Origin of the sequence: Fastidiosipila sanguinis, assembly GCF_002998295.1 — a bacterium.
Taxonomy (GTDB): Bacteria; Bacillota; Clostridia; order Saccharofermentanales; family Fastidiosipilaceae; genus Fastidiosipila; species Fastidiosipila sanguinis.
Genome location: NZ_CP027226.1, coordinates 593771 through 610230 on the forward strand (window position 1 = coordinate 593771; position 16460 = coordinate 610230).

A 16460-nucleotide genomic window follows, 5' to 3' on the forward strand; every position below is an offset into this window, starting at 1 on the left:
CTCAATAAACATTACTAAAAGTGTTTAACAGTTTTAATTCTCATTATTCCAAGCATCAGCTTTTATCAAGGCCCATTCTTCGGAACTTATAATTATATTTCTTGGTTTACTTCCGGCATGGGGACCAATATAACCTTTAGCTTCCATTGCATCTATTATTCTACCTGCACGTGGATATCCAATGTTTAAACGACGCTGTAGCAAGGAAACTGAAGCATATCCATTCTCTACAACTAAGTCTACAGCTTCGTTAAACAATTCATCTTCTTCATCGTCTGATTCATCATCATTGAATCCACCTGACTTTGTACTGACAATTTCTTGAGCTACTTCTTGGTCGTATGTATCGAGACCTTGAGATTTACAAAAATCAATAACTCTTTGAACTTCATGATCATCTAAGAAGGCACCTTGTCCACGAGTTGGCTTAGAATCACTTTGTGGGAAATATAGCATATCCCCTTTACCTAATAACTTTTCTGCTCCAGATGAATCTAAGATTGTCCTAGAGTCAACCTGCGATGATACAGCAAAAGCAACTCTTGAAGGAATATTAGCTTTGATAACACCTGTGATAACATCAACCGAAGGTCTTTGGGTAGCGATGATTAAATGAATACCAGCCGCTCTAGCCATAGCTGTTAAACGAGAAATAGAATCTTCAACTTCTTTTGGAGTTGTCATCATGAGGTCGGATAACTCATCAATGATTAAAACAATATTAGGAAGCTTTTCTTCACCTTCAGACTCCATAATTTCATTGTAACTATTCATGTCTCTAGCTTTTTTTTCGGCAAAAAGACTATAACGTCTTTCCATCTCCTGGACTAGCCAGTTAAGTGTATTAGCTGCTTTGGTTGGGTCAGTAACGACAGGAGCTAATAGATGAGGTATTCCATTATAAATAGACAGCTCAACTACTTTTGGATCAATTAATAAAAGCTTTAGATCTTCAGGTGAGCATCTATATAGCAAGCTGATTAAAATTGTATTAATACAAACAGATTTACCTGAACCAGTAGCACCAGCAATTAAGAGATGTGGCATTTTAGCTAAATTACAATAAATTGCTTGACCTGGAATATCTCTTCCCAAAGGTACCAATAATCGTTCTTTACGTTCAACATATTTTGGATTATCAATTAAGGATCTCAGACCTACAGTAGCAGTACTTTCGTTAGGGATCTCTATACCTATTGCTGATTTACCTGGGATTGGAGCTTCAATTCTGACAGTAGTTGCAGCTAAAGCTAAAGCCAAGTCATCAGATAAATTTACAATTTTACTTATTTTAACCCCAATTCCTGGTCTTAATTCAAATCTTGTTATGGATGGTCCAGTAGTTACATGTATAACAGTTGCCTCAACTCCAAAACTTGATAAAGTTTGTTCCAGTAGCATCGCTTGTTCTTTTATAATCTTCTCGGTAGCCCCTTTTTGTTGCACAGGTCTAGCTTCCAAAAGATTATAAGGTGGGAAAACATAAGGTTTGTTTACAGGGACAACTTTCTTAATTTCCTTGTCTGCACTATTTTCATCTGATATATTTTTAGCTTTTTCTTCTTCTTTCACTCTATTAGAGTTTGTTTTTTCAGAGACTTTGTTAACCGAGCTATCCTTAGCTAAATCAGAATTAGATCTGTTAGATTTTAAATCATCTTTTTTATGATTGAGCTCATGTTCAATTGTTGTGTCTATATCTTCATTATCATTTGCTAACAAGAAATCAGAGTTTTTACTACTAATATTATGATTATTATGATTCTCTGATAAGCCATCAATAGTAAAGTCTGAAGTTGAGTTAGTAGTTTCAGGAAATGCAGTATTTTGATTATTAGTAAAATCACGTACTGGTTTTAGTTTTATATTATTTGAATTATTATTCGAAATTTTATTTTTTCTTGCTTCATTATCTTGTTGAATGATAAAGTTTGGAGCAACATAGGTCTTATCTGAGTTAATTATATGGCTTGGTATTCTTTCGCCTGCATTATTAAAGTTAGCGTTTGCACCTAAATCATAGTTAGGAACGTCTTTACGCATCTCTTCATTTCCATGGTTATTAAAATCACTCATGTATGAGTCAATATTAAAAGATTTTCTTTGATTCACTTGACTCATATTTGTATTGACTCTTTGTTGTAATGATTTAGTTTCCGCAGGTTGAGCCTTAGGGAACCCTTTATCGTAATAATTATCTTGCCTTTCTTGATTAGATATCTCTTTAGTTCTTGCATTAAATTCAGCTTTTCTAGCTCTAGATTCTTTAATGCTTGCATTAGTATTTCTAATAGCTTTTTTACAAAAATCTACAATTGCATAAATAATAGATAATATGGTGAGCAAAATTCTTGATATAGAAAAATTACCTATGATTATAGCTTCTATAATTATTGTAGAACTTAAAATGATTATTGCACCAGCATATCCAATAATTCTTTGAAGTCCCAAAGCAATAGAGCCACCAATGATTCCGCCGGACAAGTCAGCAGTGATGCTAGTGAATGTTTCAGGACTCTTGCCCATGAGCCAAAGTGTAGAGAATGAATTTAAAACAGTATATTTCCCTTCGCTATCAACACTTAATGATTTAACAACCTCTGGTTTAATAGAGATAGAATGAATTAATGCTGAAAGTAAAATCAATAATAATAGTAAATTATTAATTCTTATTTTTTTAGCTTTAAAGAAATCTTCAAGGAAAGTAGATATGGCTAAAACTAAAAATAAAAGTGGTAAAGCATATGATATTGGTCCCAACAACCCTCTACCTACACTAACTACAAAATGTCCTAAAGGTCCACTACTAACACTTGGTATATAAAAAGCTACACCAGTAAATAGAGATAGAATTAAATATATTAATCCTATTATTTCTCGAGCTTTATTATTTGTATTGTTTTGTTTTCTAAAATACTCTTCTCTATTTGTCATTTATTTCAACCATTCTATTTATTTTCACTAAAACATAGTAACTCTCATAGCAACTCTATTTTTATTTAAGATTTCTTTTTATCCAAGCAGTTTGCAATGCTATGATTGTTTTAGCATCTTTAATTTTACCGAGTTGAATCATTTTAATTGCTTCTATTAGTGGATATTTTTCTACTTGTACAAATTCACCTTGGTCTAGATTCTGTTCAGTTCGAGAAAAAGTATCCGTATAATAAATGTATATTATTTCATTAGAATAACCAGGAGTAGGATAAATTTCTGAAAGTAATTCTATGGAATCAGTCCTTAATCCACACTCTTCTTCTAACTCACGAATTGCGCAAATTGCAGGTTCTTCACCTTTTTCTAATTTTCCTGCTGGAACTTCTAGAGTGAAATCATTTACTGCGATTCTATACTGACGTACTAAGTAAACTTCTTCTTCAGGAGTTAAAGCAACTATGCAGGCACCACCATTATGTTCGAGAATCTCTCTGTTTTGAATGAATCCATCCTCTGTTTCAACTTCTAATTTAAACAAATCTAGAATTTGGCCATTATAAATATTTTTTCTATTTAATTCAGTTTCTTTTTGCATGACTCACCTTACATATTATTATTAGTTTTAAAGTCTTGTACAGCTTTTACAGCTAAAGCATCTGCCCTATTATTATACTCATGATCGGAATGACCTTTTACTTTATGAAAACTAGTTTGGTGTATTTTCATTTGCTCATCAAGTTTTATCCAAAGGTCTTGATTGCTAACGGGATCTTTGGCAGCATTTTTCCAGTTGTTGCGCTTCCATGAGCTTAACCAATCATTATTAATTGCGTTAACAACGTAGGCACTATCGGAATATACTTCGACCTTTACTGGAAATTTAAGAGCTTGTAAACCATAAATTATTGCAGATAATTCCATACGATTATTAGTTGTATGAGCTTCACTGCCGCTTAATTCTTTTTCATAATCGCCAAACTTAAGTATAGCAGCCCATCCACCTACACCAGGATTACCTGAGCAAGCTCCATCTGTATAAAGCTCAACTATTTTCTCGTCCACAAGCGCCTCCTTCAGTATTTTCAAGTTTATTTATAATATCCTAATTATCTTACCATTTTTGCCTCTATTCTTCGACGCTTTATTAAATTAGCGGTTGGTATAGTTTACATTGTATTCGACGTCTAGAACAATTAAAAAATATAAAGAAAATATTACAATAAATAGGCTTGAAAGCATTAGTTTTGTACTAAATAAAAAGGACTGTGCTAAACAGTCCTTCCTAATAAATGGCAGGGGAGACAGGATTTGAACCCGCAACCGACGGTTTTGGAGACCGTTGCTCTACCGTTGAGCCACTCCCCTATTTATATTGCTTAAGAAAGTATAGTTAAGCTTTTGACTTTTGTCAAATAACTTAACCATACTTTTGTTATAAATTTTACTTTAATTTTATATTACTTTTTCTTTCTTATACGGAATGCTCTACTGTTGTAGCCACGCAAGGAAATAGCAAAACGTCCCTCTTCAAGGTTTTGCCAGCTATTAACACCTGCACTAGGTCTTTCGGTACCACCACCATAATCTACCCAATCGGTATTGATTACTTCTTCAACAATATCGTAACCATAAAGATCGAAAGCATAAAAATCATGAGTTTCTCCACTAAAGTTGAATATGAACCAAAGCTTCTCATCACCATCACCTCTTGTGAAGGCGTAAACTACACCCATCCAGTCATCAACAATAGTCCAATGATAATTTTTGTCATGGAACTCTTCCATATATAAAATCTCTTCATCACGATATAGTTTATTAATGTCGGTAAAGAATTTATAGAAGGTTTTATGATAGTGATATTCCAATAGAGGCCAGTCTTGTTCACGCTTTTCATCCCATTCACGGAATTGTGCAAACTCATTACCCATGAAGTTTAACTTTTTGCCAGGATGAGCATACATGTATAAGTACAAGGATCTTGCTTGTGGGAATTTCTCATCATAATTTCCATACATTTTATCAATAATAGATTTATCACCATGAACAACCTCATCATGTGATAGAGGTAACATAAATTTTTCACTATAGAAATACATCATGGAGAAACTAATTTGGTTGTAGTGGTTTCTTCTTTCCCAGCTAGGAATTGCGAAGAAATCAAGAGTATCATTCATCCAACCCATATCCCATTTATAATGGAAACCTAAACCACCATGTTTTACGTCATTAGTTACTCCTGGATAATCAGATGAGTCTTCTGCGATACGCATAACATCAGGATGCTCTTTTTCTAGAATTTCATTAAATTGCTTAATAAAATCAATGGCAGCGTCATTTACACCTTTATCTTTTCTTCCTTGATAGTAAAGTAAGTTACTTACAGCATCAATTCTCAATCCATCAATATGATATTCTTCGAGCCAGAAGGTTGCGGCAGAGTTTAAAAATGATCTAACTTCACCTTTCATAAGATTAAAGTTAAGACTTCCCCACTCGCTATATCTCAAATCATTAAATGGATATTCGTAGAAAGCTGTACCGTCATAATTTGCAAGACCATAGTCATTAGATGGAAAATGTACAGGAACAAAATCCATTATTACTCCAAGATTATGCTCATGCATTACATCAACAAAATATTTAAAATCATCTGGACTACCGTATCTAGATGTTGGTGAAAAATAGCCTAAAGGTAAATAACCCCAAGACATGTCCAGAGGATGTTCTGCAAGTGGCAACAACTCTATATGAGTAAATCCAGATTTCACACAATAATCTGCTAGAGGTTTAGCAATCTCTCTATATGTATACCAATTATCGTGAGCATGATTGATTTGAACACCATCTTCAGTATAGTCACCTAGTTCATGTACCTTGGTACGCCATGATCCTAGATGAACTTCATAAACTGATACGGGTCTATCCTTAAGATTATTGCTCCTATTAGCCATCCACTCAGCATCATTAAATTCATAATTATCTGTTTGATGAATTACAGATGCAGTATTGGGTCTAAGTTCTGACGCAAATGCATATGGATCAGCATGATCTACTGCCCCACCATGAGGTCCTTCTATTCTATATTTATAGCAATCGCCAGGTTTGGCACCTTCAACATATAATTCCCAAACACCATTAATTACATCCATGGCTTGGTTTTGCCAATTATTAAAATCTCCGATTAAAAAAACTTGTCTAGCGTTTGGAGCATGTGTTCTGAACTGTGTTCCCTTACCGTCATAATGAGCTCCAAAGAAATTAAATGCTCGAAATTCTCTCCCATATTGGTACAAATTAAAATCCATAATTTTCCCTCAATTCTGTCTCTCTAATGAATCTCATTATCCTCAATTTTCAATAATTTATCAAGTAGAGTTTGTATGTTTTAAATAAATTTTAATAATTTATAATTATTTGAATTAACAAAATGCACAAATATATCTACTTGATTTTGTTTAGTTTACTTAACTCTAAATTTGGATCTGCTTGTCCAAATATAGCACTACCTGCAACTAATACGTCAACACCCGCTGCCCAAAGCTCTTGCGCATTGTTAGATTTTACTCCACCATCAATCTCAATTAATGTATTTGTATTTAGATCTTTTATTAGTGATTTAGCTTCAGCGATTTTATTAAAAGTATTTTCGATAAAACTTTGTCCTCCGAAGCCTGGGTTGACGCTCATCAGTAATAAAACATCAGTTGCGTTCAAAAGATCTTTGGTCATAGATACTGGAGTACCTGGGTTTAAACTTAGTCCAGACAGAATTCCTTGGTCTTTTATGTAATTCAAGTATCTATGAGGATGTTGCAAAGACTCTATATGTAATGTGATTAAATCTGCACCAGCATTAATAAAGTCATCAATAAGTTTTTCTGGTTTGTTTACCATAAGATGAACATCCAAGAATATATGAGGAAAGGCTTCTTTAATCGCCTTAACGATAGTATAACTACCATTAATATTAGGAACAAAATCGGCATCCATAATATCGATATGTAAGGCCTCAATATTTGAGCTAATTTCTGAAATTTCTGCACCTATTGTTAATGGATTACATGACAATATAGAAGGAGCAATTTTATTTTTGAATTTAGCAATTAATTCTTCTCTTTTTATATTATTGTTTTCTACTTGATTCATCTTCTTATTAAACCTCCGACTGTTATTAGTATATCAGTATTAATTTTTTCTCCTATCATAGGAATTGAATGAGTCAATAGTTTTTCTGAAGTTTTGATAGCGTTCTAATCTACCTTTATCAATTGCCTCAGATTCTTTCACTGCACATCCTGGCTCTTCTAAATGTTTGCAGGAGTTAAACCTACAGTTATACTGTAATTCTCTAATCTCTGGAAAGGCAAAAGCTAAGTCTTGTCCATCGATATTTAATTGTGTAAGTTCTAAAGAGCTAAATCCAGGAGTGTCAGTTACATATCCTCCTCTAAAAGGGAACAATTCAGCATGTCTAGTTGTGTGACGTCCACGTCCGAGCTTTTTAGAAATGTCACCTGTTTCCATTAAATCATTTTGAGCAAGGATATTTAAAAGCGTTGATTTGCCAGCACCAGAAGGACCTGCTAAACATATGAGTTTATGGGCAATTTTATCACGGAGCTCATTAAATAAGGACTCTGAATTTGGTTTGGAGAGAAAAACATTATATCCAAGATTTTTATAGATACTTGCGAGTTCATCACCAAAATCTGAAGCTAAATCATATTTGGTGAATATGATTTCAACGTTCATGTTTTGCACTTCACTGATGACCAACATTTTGTCTAATACATTTAAATCAGGCTCAGGTTGGCTCAAAGGAATAATTAACCATAATAGGTCTATATTAGCTACCTGTGGTCTAGGCAATTCATTTTTGCGTTCATATATTTCTTGCATTACAAGAGGAATTAATTCATCTCCAGTTTCCTCACAGAAAACTAGATCACCAGCTATTGGTTTTAGCCCTTGATTTTTAAAAATTCCAGGAGCGTTGCATTGGATTTCTTCACCCGGTTTAGCTAGTGAATTAACCCAATAGTTACCACCTACACCTCTAGTAATAATATATTCACCAGATTGAATTTCTTGATTTTTATTAATCCCTTGAATAATAGTCACTACTCCTTATCAATTGCAATTAAATATGACTTTTTTTGTTATTAGTTACCGGCATCAGCAGGAGCACCAGGATCTACAGGTTCTTCTGCTGATGGTTCAGTAGGCTCTGTTGGTTCTGGAGTATTATCTTCAGGTTTTTCAGTGCTTGCTTCCGTCTCAGTTTTTTCTGTTTCGGTGGTCTCAACCGTTGTGGTCTCGCTCGGTTTTTCTGTAGTGGTTGCTGTTGTAGGATTGGCTTCTTCATAGGTTCCTGCTATAAGGACTATCTTTTCAGTTACATTAGATGTACCAGCTTTTGGTGTCATATCAACAACGTATAAACTACTTTCATAACCCTTCAAACTAGAAGGCACTCTTGTTTCTGTATCAAAACCAATAGAATTTAGATACTCAATAGCAGAATCTAATTTCCTACCTTTAACATCAGGAACTGGACCCTTATTAATACCTTTACTAATTGTAATAGTTATTCTTGAACCACGTTCAACCTTTGTTCCAGGAGATGGAGATATTTCTACAACCTTACCTTCAGGAACAGAAAGGTTAAATTGACTTCTTGTCATTACTAGAATATTTTCTTTTTCAATAGTGTTTTTGACTTCAGCTCCATCCTCTCCTATTAAATTAGGAATTACATAGAATTCACTTCCTTTAGAAACTGTTAGAATAAGTTCACTACCTTTTACGAAGGTACCAGCTCTATTTATTTCTGAACCTGGAGCTATGTTTTGAGAAATAATATTACCACTAGATACTTCTTCACTGGCCTCTTCAACTTTAATATGATTTACTCCTTCTGCTTTAAGTTTTTGAGAAACTTCATCATATGACATGTTACGGAAGTCTTCTACAACATAGATTTCTTCTGCAGCAGATTCACGTGTGCTAAGATTGTTTTTTACAGAGTCGGCGATAAACCAGATTGCTAGACTTAATAATAAAACTATTATAACTACGAAAAGCATAGTAATAACAGTATCTCTTGATCTAGACTTACGTCTAGAACTGATTGAGTTTTCTAAGCTTAAGACTCTATCTAAAGAATTGGATTCAGAGTTAAATGTATCTTGAGGTTCTGTTATAGCACTTGGATCAGCATAATTACTGTAAGTATCATTTGAGCTATTAATCTCACCATATCTACCATTTGGATTAATCATAAACATATCCAGATCATCGATTAAAGCTCTGGAATCAGGATAGCGTTTATTTGGATTTTTTTGCATGCAACGAAGTATAATATCCTCTAATCCTTGTGGAATAGATGATTCTAATTCTCTTGGTTTTACCGGTTCTTCTTGTAATTGTTTTACCGCTACTGCTACTGAAGATTCTCCGTCGAATGGTACTTCACCAGTTAATAACTCATACATTAAAATTCCTAAAGAATAAACATCTGAGCGATGGTCAACAGCACCACCACGAGCTTGTTCAGGAGAAAAGTAATGTACTGAGCCTAGTGCAGTGCCACCAGTCATTGAAACAGTATTTGAATTAGTTGCTCTAGCTATACCAAAATCAGTGACCATACAGACACCGTCTGGAGTGATCAAAATATTTGCAGGTTTAATATCTCTATGAACTATAGATTGTGAATGAGCATGTTCAAGAGCCAATGCAATTTGTATAACAATTGGAACTGCCAAGCGCCAGTCCATTTTTCCGGTTTCTTCTAACTTCTCTTTTAGACTTTTACCATTAACATACTCTTGAACAATGTACTTAACACCGTTATCTTCACCTACACCATACACATTTACGATATTAGGATGAGACAAACTTGCTGCAGCTCTTGCTTCAAGATCAAAACGTCTAACAAATTCTAAATCATCATTATATTCAGATTTTAAAGTTTTAATAGCTACTACCTCACCAGTATTTAAGTCGGTGGCCTTATAAACTTTTGCCATACCTCCAGTACCAGCGAGTTCTAATATTTTATAGCGATTATTTAAAATTGTTCCAACACTAATAGACATGTATACCTCACTAAATAAATCCCACAATAACTGTAACGTTATCTGGAGCACCATTTTCTAAAGTCTTACTAATTAATTTATTAGCACAAATATCAGGATCTGTTTCCTTGCTTAATATATTTTTAATTTCATAGTTACTTAATGCATCATAGAGGCCATCGGTACAAAACAAAATTTTGTCTGAACTATTCAAAGTATATTGTATTAATTCTGGACAAATTTGCTCTGGGCTACCAATAGCTTTTGTAAGTAGGTTATGTTGTGGATGGCTATCTGCCAAATCTGCATCTAACTCTCCTGAATCTACTAAAGACTGGACATAAGTATCATCTTTGGTTAGTTGATAGAACTTATCATTTCTTAGCAGATAAATTCTACTATCACCTACATGAGCAATGTAAAATTTATAGTTAATGATTAATCCAATCGTTAGAGTTGTTCCCATTCCAGACATCTCAGGTTTTAATTTAGTTTCTAATTCCACTTGAATATTGGATGCCTCTACAGCATTTCCCAACATTTCTAATATTTCCTGATCTGTCATATCTTCTCTAAAAGAGTTATCTATAACGTAGGTAGAATATTGCACAGCAATTTGACTTGCGACTTCACCATAACTATGACCGCCCATACCGTCAGCAATTATAAGTAGAACAAATCTTTTATCTTTTGATCTTAAAAAAGAATAACTGTCTTCATTGTTTTTGCGAACTAGACCTACATTAGTCGCAGCACCAAAGACAGAAGCTGTATACATATTCTGACTATAACCTCCTTTAGTCATAACATTCGTTCATATATTATACAGTATTAAAAAAAATAAATAATTAACTATTAAATAATAATTAAAGCTTTTTAATTAGCGCTAAATAGAAGCCTTCAGACATAACTTTTTGAGGCCAAAGTGTAATCTCACCTTTATCTACTTGTTGCTCTAGGCTGGAATCTAAATTAATCAAGTTGTCTAAAATTTCTGCGAGATTGTCTCGCATTGATACCAGACTATGATTAGGATTATCTTTTATGAAATTATTTACTTGATTAGAATTTTCTGCTGTATTCAAAGTACAAGTAGAATAAAGCATTAATCCACCTGGTTTAAGTATGTAACTTGCAACATTAAGAATTTTTTGCTGGATTTCTATTAATTCTTTAATTCCTTCTTGGCTCCAACTTAATCTTAATTCAGGTTTGCTTTGTAATAGACCTAGACCAGAGCATGGAACATCTAGTAGAACTTTATCAAAATAGTTTTCATAATTACGCCATTGTTCAATATTTGAGGCATCAGCTATTCTTGTTTTGACATTTTGTATTCCAAGTCGCTTAAGCTCAGAATTCAATAAATCAATTCTGTGTTCTTGGATATCAGAAGCAAGAATATAAGCTTTCCCTTTACTAAGATCAGAAATTTGAATAGTTTTGCCCCCAGGTGCAGCGCAGATATCAGCAATATTTTCATGTGCTTGAGGATTTAATGCTATCGCTGGTAACATGGCACTCTCACCTTGAGCCTTAATTTCTCCAGATTTCCAGGCTTCAGATTGATGCAGTGATTTTCCGTTTAAGTTTAGATGCAGAGAATCTTCTTGAAAATAAGCAGGTATAATTGAAATTTCTTCTTCATTTAGTAATTTTGTTACTTGTTTAACTTGATTACTTTTAGTGTCTTCTGAATTAAATCTTATCCTAACGTTTAATTCTGGGCTGCCTTTCAAGAACTTAGCTAATTTATTAACTTCATTTTCATCACCGAGTTCATAAAGAAAATGTTCATATAATTCTTTTGTAAATCCAGCTTTATCATATTTATTTGCTTCAATATTATTTAAATTTTCTTTGTGTATTTTTCTAAGTGAATTTCTTAAAACTGCATTGACTAATGATGTAGCTGAGCTTACTCCAAATCTTTTGCAAAGTTTGACTGTTTCAGAAACAATAGCATGTTCTGCTTGATTGGAAAAGTAAATTTGCCATAGACCTAAGCGTAATATAACTAATACTCTTGGATCTAGTTTGTTGATTTTGGTCTTAGATAACTTTTTAATTATATTGTCTAAGCTAAAAGTTTCATTTATTGTTCCCAAGATAAAAGCAGTTGCAGTAGATTTTTCTTGTTCGTTTAATTTGGAATTATTGTAAGTTCTATTAATAGCGATATCAGAAAATGCGTTTAAAGTATAAACTTGATAAAGTACTGTAAAAGCCAATTCTCTAGCATTTTTTGATTCAGGAAATTTGTTGAATTTTTGTAATGCTTTCTGATATTTACTATCAATATTATTTATTTCAGAAATATTATCTTGTTGATCAGTAATTTTCGACATTATACTCCTTCGATCTTCAAACATATAATAAATGTAATTTAAGGTTCATTTGTAAAGATATCTTCTGCAACATTATAGTTATGATAATTTGAACTTGTCTGCATAGCTTTAGAGTTAGCCTTTTGCACTTCTAGTATCTGTAATACACCAGAAGCAGTTTTAACCCAAATGCTTTTATTTGCTAAGGAAACAACAGTACCATTGTTTAGTTCATCATAATTATTAGGTAAGTCAGAGCAATCATCGATTGAATATGCTTTAGCTAAATGAATTTTAATGCGATTTCCTTTTTCATAGGTATATGCACCTGGCCATGGATATAGACCTCTAACTTGTGCTTCGATTTGGTGGGCTGGCTGATTCCAATCTATTTGTCCCATCTCTTTATCAATTAATCCACAGAATGTTGCTTGACTATCATCTTGTGGTATAGGTTTTATATCGACATTATAAATACCATCTAAAGTTCCAGGAAGTAAATCTGCTCCAATTTTAGCCAATTCTAGCATTAACTCATCAGAACGCATTAAGTCTGGAATTTCAAATTCAGCTGTGCTAAATACTGGGCCAGCATCCAACTCAGCCGTCATTCGTAAGACACTTATACCTGTAAGTTTATCTCCTGCTAATAAAGAAGCTTGAACAGGACTTGCGCCACGATATTTAGGTAATAAAGATCCATGAACATTTACGGCTTCATACTTAGCTAAACTTAAAATTCTATTTGGTAAAATTCTTCCATAAGCGGCTGTAACAATGAAGTCAGGTTCATAGGATTTAATTTTTTCATAAAACTCATCCGTCTTGATTTTTCTAGGTTGAATTAAATCAATGCCGTACTCATTCGCCACTTCGTGCACGGGAGTTGGTTTAATAATTTGCTTTCTGCCTTGTGGTTTATCAGGTTGGCTAACACATAGGACTGGTTTATGCCCTGTTCTGATCAAACCTTGTAAAACTTCAGCTGCAAAATCTGGAGTTCCAAAAAATACTATATTCACTAAACACCCCTTCTAGTTAGAGATTAAAAACTAATCTACATCTACACCTAGTTCTTGTTGTTTCTTTCTATCTACATATAACATACCATTCAAGTGGTCAGTTTCATGCTCAACACAAGCAGCCATAAGTCCTTTTGCATTTAAAGTAAATTCTTCTCCATTTAAGTCAGTTGCTTTCACAGTAACTTTGGCTGGTCTTCTAATTTCTCCCCATATATCAGGAATACTCAAACAACCTTCAGTGTGTTCAAATGTACCGACTTTTGAAATAATCTCTGGATTAATAAATATAATAGGTTCAGAATCTTCATCTTCACGCATATCAATAATGAAAATTCTTTTTAAAACACCAATTTGTGGTGCAGCTAATCCAATACCATTGCTAGTTTCGTTCAAAGTATCAATCATATCTTGGGCTAGTTCTTTAATTCTGTCATCAATTTCTTTAATTTCTCTAGATCTTTTTCTTAATACTGGATCCTCTTCTGTAACAATTTTTCTAATTGCCATATTGTTTCTCCTTTGATTTTTATAAAGCTAAAATTTATTATATCAAAATAGTTTTGATTAGCCTAATTATTAAGCTGGGTCTAAGCGAAAGCTGACTCTTATTAAATCATTATTTTTCATTAATGATATTTTATGCCAAAGCGAACTTAATTTTTTAATTTGATCCTCGCCATTTGATTTAATAATTATATTCCAACGCCAGCGATTTTGAAGTTTGTAAAGGTTTGCAGGTGCAGGCTTTAAAACAATTAAATCATTTAAGTTATTATCAATTATAGTTTTTTCTATAATATCGTACAATTCACGACTAGCTTGTGCTGTCAAATTTTTATTTTCACTGCTTATTGTAATGTGGGCCAAAGTACTAAAAGGTGGATATTTCAGGGCTTTACGAAAGTTAAGTTCTTGCTCAACAAATTCCTTGTAATTATGTCTTGAACTAGCCTGGATTGCATAATTATCAACATCAAAAGCTTGTATATAAACTTTACCAGGTAAATCAGCACGCCCGGCACGACCAGCTGCCTGAGTTATTAATTGGAATGCATGTTCTGCAGCTTGGTAATCGTTTCTACTAATCATTTGGTCAACATTTAATATTCCAACCAGAGTTAATCTAGGAAAGTTATGGCCTTTAGCTATCATTTGAGTGCCAATAAGTATGCTTGACTTGCTTTCTCTAAATTTTTGGAATAATGCAGCCTGTTTCTTAGAATTTGTACTAGTGTCTTGATCAATTCTAAAGATATCAACTTCAGGAAAGAGTTTTCTGCAAATAGCTTCTAGTTTTTGGGTACCAAATCCATAATTAATTATGGACTCTTCACCACAATGCTTACAGATTTTACTCAATTTCTCAGTGGTTCCACAGTAATGGCAGATTAATAGATTTTTATCCCTATGATAAGTAAAAGTGATTGAACAATTAGGACACTCAATGTTTTGACCACATTCAGAGCAAAGTACGGTACTTGCGAAACCTCTCCTATTAAGAAACAACATAACTTGCTCTTCTCTATTTAAAGTTTTTTGCATTGCTTCAAATAGATGATTACTTATTATTCCTTCAGTGTCAGTATTCCAATCTTGACGTAAATCAATGATCTCTACTGGAGGCAAATCAGCCATTCCAGCTCTAGCACTAAGTTCTAGTCTCTCAGCTTTGCCATCTAGAGAACGGTAAAAAGTTTCTAAACTCGGTGTAGCAGATCCCAAGACTAATGTTACATTTTCATTTAAAGAGCGTAGTCTGGCTATTGTCCTGGCGTCGTAATAAGGCGACATATCTGAGGCATATGAGCTTTCTTGTTCTTCATCGATAATAATTAAGCCCAAATTATCTAAAGGAGAAAAAATTGCAGAACGTGCACCAATAACTATTTCGAAATCTCCAGCCTTGATCTTTTCCCAGCTATCAAAACGTTCTCGTTGACTTAAACCACTATGAAGAACAGTAATTTTTTCTGGAAAATGTAGATTAAATTGCCCTACCATTTGAGGAGTTAGGCCAATTTCTGGTACTAAAAGTATCGCCTTTTGTCCTTTAGATAAGCAATTTCTCACAGCTCTTATATAGACCTCAGTTTTACCAGAGCCTGTTATTCCATAAAGCAAAAACTCTTTGTTAAGTCTGTTATTTATACTTGAGTTTATTGAGGCAATGGCATTTATTTGCTCTTGACTCAAGTCATTATCAGAAACAACATTGAAATTCTTTGGCAAGAGTTCAGGGTCAAAAGAATCAACTTCTATATCATCTGTTGAAATCTCTTTGTGGAAAAACTCAATTAATCCTTTACTTTCGAGGGTTTTTAAACTGTTTCTTTTAACATTGCAATTTTGAATAATTTCTTGTGTGCTGGCAGTTTCAAAGCTTATTAAATATTCAATAATAGAATCTTGTTGTATTGATCCTAAAGCACTATCTTCAAATAAACTAATTGCTTCCTCTCGATTTATTAATTTAACATGCTCATTGCTTTTACGCTTTATTTTCTGATCACTACTTAAATTAATATTAATTAAACCATCCTTAGCTAAGGAGATTAAATCATTGCGTTTATATGATTTGAGTAAAAAATCATCAAGATTAAACTTAAACTTACTTAATTCAAATTTGTTTTTCTTCTTGCTAATCTCCAAAGCAATTTCAATAAATGTATCATCTAATTCATCTAATCCTAGATCAGTAATCGTTATTATTTCGGCTAATTGTAAATTGAATCCGGCAGGTAGCATTAAGGAGGCTGCTTGACCATAGGTACAAGAGTAAAGTTGTTTCATTTGAGCGAGTAATTTGATTTGCATATTACTCAGTAATGGCCCTTTGTCTAATACTGCAGCTAAAGATTTTATTTTATCCCCAAGCTTCTCTGCTTCAGAACTTTCTTTTAAATTTAAAATAGAGAAAATAAAGGCCTCGTTAAATCTGTCCCCTTTACCGAAAGGAATTAAAACCCTGCGTCCTATGCTAATATCTTCTAGCATAGTTTCAGGGACTTTGTATGTATAGATCCTATCGAAGCTGCTTAGAGCTTTTCTTAAGAAAATTTTTACAAATTTAGACAAAGTATTTTTCTCCTCAG

The 16460-nt window shown here is 33.3% G+C and carries 12 protein-coding genes and 1 tRNA gene; all 13 read right to left on the minus strand.

The genetic code is table 11. From position 1 onward, the window contains the following. Nucleotides 1-33: 33 nt before the first annotated feature. Nucleotides 34-2934, minus strand: a complete 2901-nt coding sequence (locus tag C5Q98_RS02480; RefSeq protein WP_242967393.1) for a DNA translocase FtsK — start codon at nt 2932-2934, stop codon at nt 34-36. A 61-nt stretch (nt 2935-2995) separates the two neighbouring features. After that, entirely contained in the window at nt 2996-3532 is a 537-nt protein-coding gene (locus C5Q98_RS02485) for an NUDIX hydrolase (RefSeq protein WP_106012152.1), read from the minus strand. A gap of 8 nt (nt 3533-3540) precedes the next feature. After that, nucleotides 3541-3999 (minus strand): ribonuclease HI, encoded by a 459-nt coding sequence (gene rnhA, locus C5Q98_RS02490; RefSeq protein WP_106012153.1) that lies wholly within the window; start codon nt 3997-3999, stop codon nt 3541-3543. Between the two features lie 228 nt (nt 4000-4227). Continuing rightward, nucleotides 4228-4302 (minus strand) — tRNA-Trp (locus C5Q98_RS02495). 92 nt (nt 4303-4394) lie between these two features. Then, nucleotides 4395-6242, minus strand: a complete 1848-nt coding sequence (gene glgB, locus C5Q98_RS02500) for a 1,4-alpha-glucan branching protein GlgB (protein ID WP_106012154.1) — start codon at nt 6240-6242, stop codon at nt 4395-4397. 136 nt (nt 6243-6378) lie between these two features. Continuing rightward, the gene (gene rpe / locus C5Q98_RS02505; RefSeq protein ID WP_106012155.1) at nt 6379-7083 is read right to left on the minus strand and encodes a ribulose-phosphate 3-epimerase; all 705 of its coding nucleotides are present in this window, start codon (nt 7081-7083) and stop codon (nt 6379-6381) included. Between the two features lie 39 nt (nt 7084-7122). Beyond that, entirely contained in the window at nt 7123-8058 is a 936-nt protein-coding gene (gene rsgA / locus C5Q98_RS02510; RefSeq protein ID WP_106012156.1) for a ribosome small subunit-dependent GTPase A, read from the minus strand. 41 nt (nt 8059-8099) lie between these two features. After that, nucleotides 8100-10037 carry a Stk1 family PASTA domain-containing Ser/Thr kinase gene (gene pknB, locus C5Q98_RS02515; RefSeq protein WP_158695686.1) on the minus strand — a complete coding sequence of 646 codons (1938 nt, stop codon included), beginning with the start codon at nt 10035-10037 and terminating at the stop codon, nt 8100-8102. A gap of 10 nt (nt 10038-10047) precedes the next feature. Further along, nucleotides 10048-10794 carry a Stp1/IreP family PP2C-type Ser/Thr phosphatase gene (locus tag C5Q98_RS02520; protein ID WP_158695687.1) on the minus strand — a complete coding sequence of 249 codons (747 nt, stop codon included), beginning with the start codon at nt 10792-10794 and terminating at the stop codon, nt 10048-10050. A gap of 88 nt (nt 10795-10882) precedes the next feature. After that, complete coding sequence (gene rsmB, locus C5Q98_RS02525; RefSeq protein WP_158695688.1) at nt 10883-12364, minus strand: 16S rRNA (cytosine(967)-C(5))-methyltransferase RsmB; 1482 nt, start codon at nt 12362-12364, stop codon at nt 10883-10885. A 38-nt stretch (nt 12365-12402) separates the two neighbouring features. Next, entirely contained in the window at nt 12403-13365 is a 963-nt protein-coding gene (gene fmt, locus C5Q98_RS02530; protein WP_106012160.1) for a methionyl-tRNA formyltransferase, read from the minus strand. Nucleotides 13366-13395: 30 nt separating this feature from the next. After that, nucleotides 13396-13875 (minus strand): peptide deformylase, encoded by a 480-nt coding sequence (gene def / locus C5Q98_RS02535; protein WP_106012161.1) that lies wholly within the window; start codon nt 13873-13875, stop codon nt 13396-13398. A 69-nt stretch (nt 13876-13944) separates the two neighbouring features. Next, the gene (gene priA, locus C5Q98_RS02540) at nt 13945-16443 is read right to left on the minus strand and encodes a replication restart helicase PriA (protein WP_106012162.1); all 2499 of its coding nucleotides are present in this window, start codon (nt 16441-16443) and stop codon (nt 13945-13947) included. Between the last annotated feature and the right edge of the window lie 17 nt (nt 16444-16460).

Coding starts and splice junctions, on each gene's coding strand:
- C5Q98_RS02480 (WP_242967393.1), bottom strand. CDS start 2,934: ATGACAAATAGAGAAGAGTATTTTAGAAAACAAAACAATACAAATAAT.
- C5Q98_RS02485 (WP_106012152.1), bottom strand. CDS start 3,532: ATGCAAAAAGAAACTGAATTAAATAGAAAAAATATTTATAATGGCCAA.
- glgB (WP_106012154.1), bottom strand. CDS start 6,242: ATGGATTTTAATTTGTACCAATATGGGAGAGAATTTCGAGCATTTAAT.
- rpe (WP_106012155.1), bottom strand. CDS start 7,083: ATGAATCAAGTAGAAAACAATAATATAAAAAGAGAAGAATTAATTGCT.
- pknB (WP_158695686.1), bottom strand. CDS start 10,037: ATGTCTATTAGTGTTGGAACAATTTTAAATAATCGCTATAAAATATTA.
- C5Q98_RS02520 (WP_158695687.1), bottom strand. CDS start 10,794: ATGTATACAGCTTCTGTCTTTGGTGCTGCGACTAATGTAGGTCTAGTT.
- rsmB (WP_158695688.1), bottom strand. CDS start 12,364: ATGTCGAAAATTACTGATCAACAAGATAATATTTCTGAAATAAATAAT.
- def (WP_106012161.1), bottom strand. CDS start 13,875: ATGGCAATTAGAAAAATTGTTACAGAAGAGGATCCAGTATTAAGAAAA.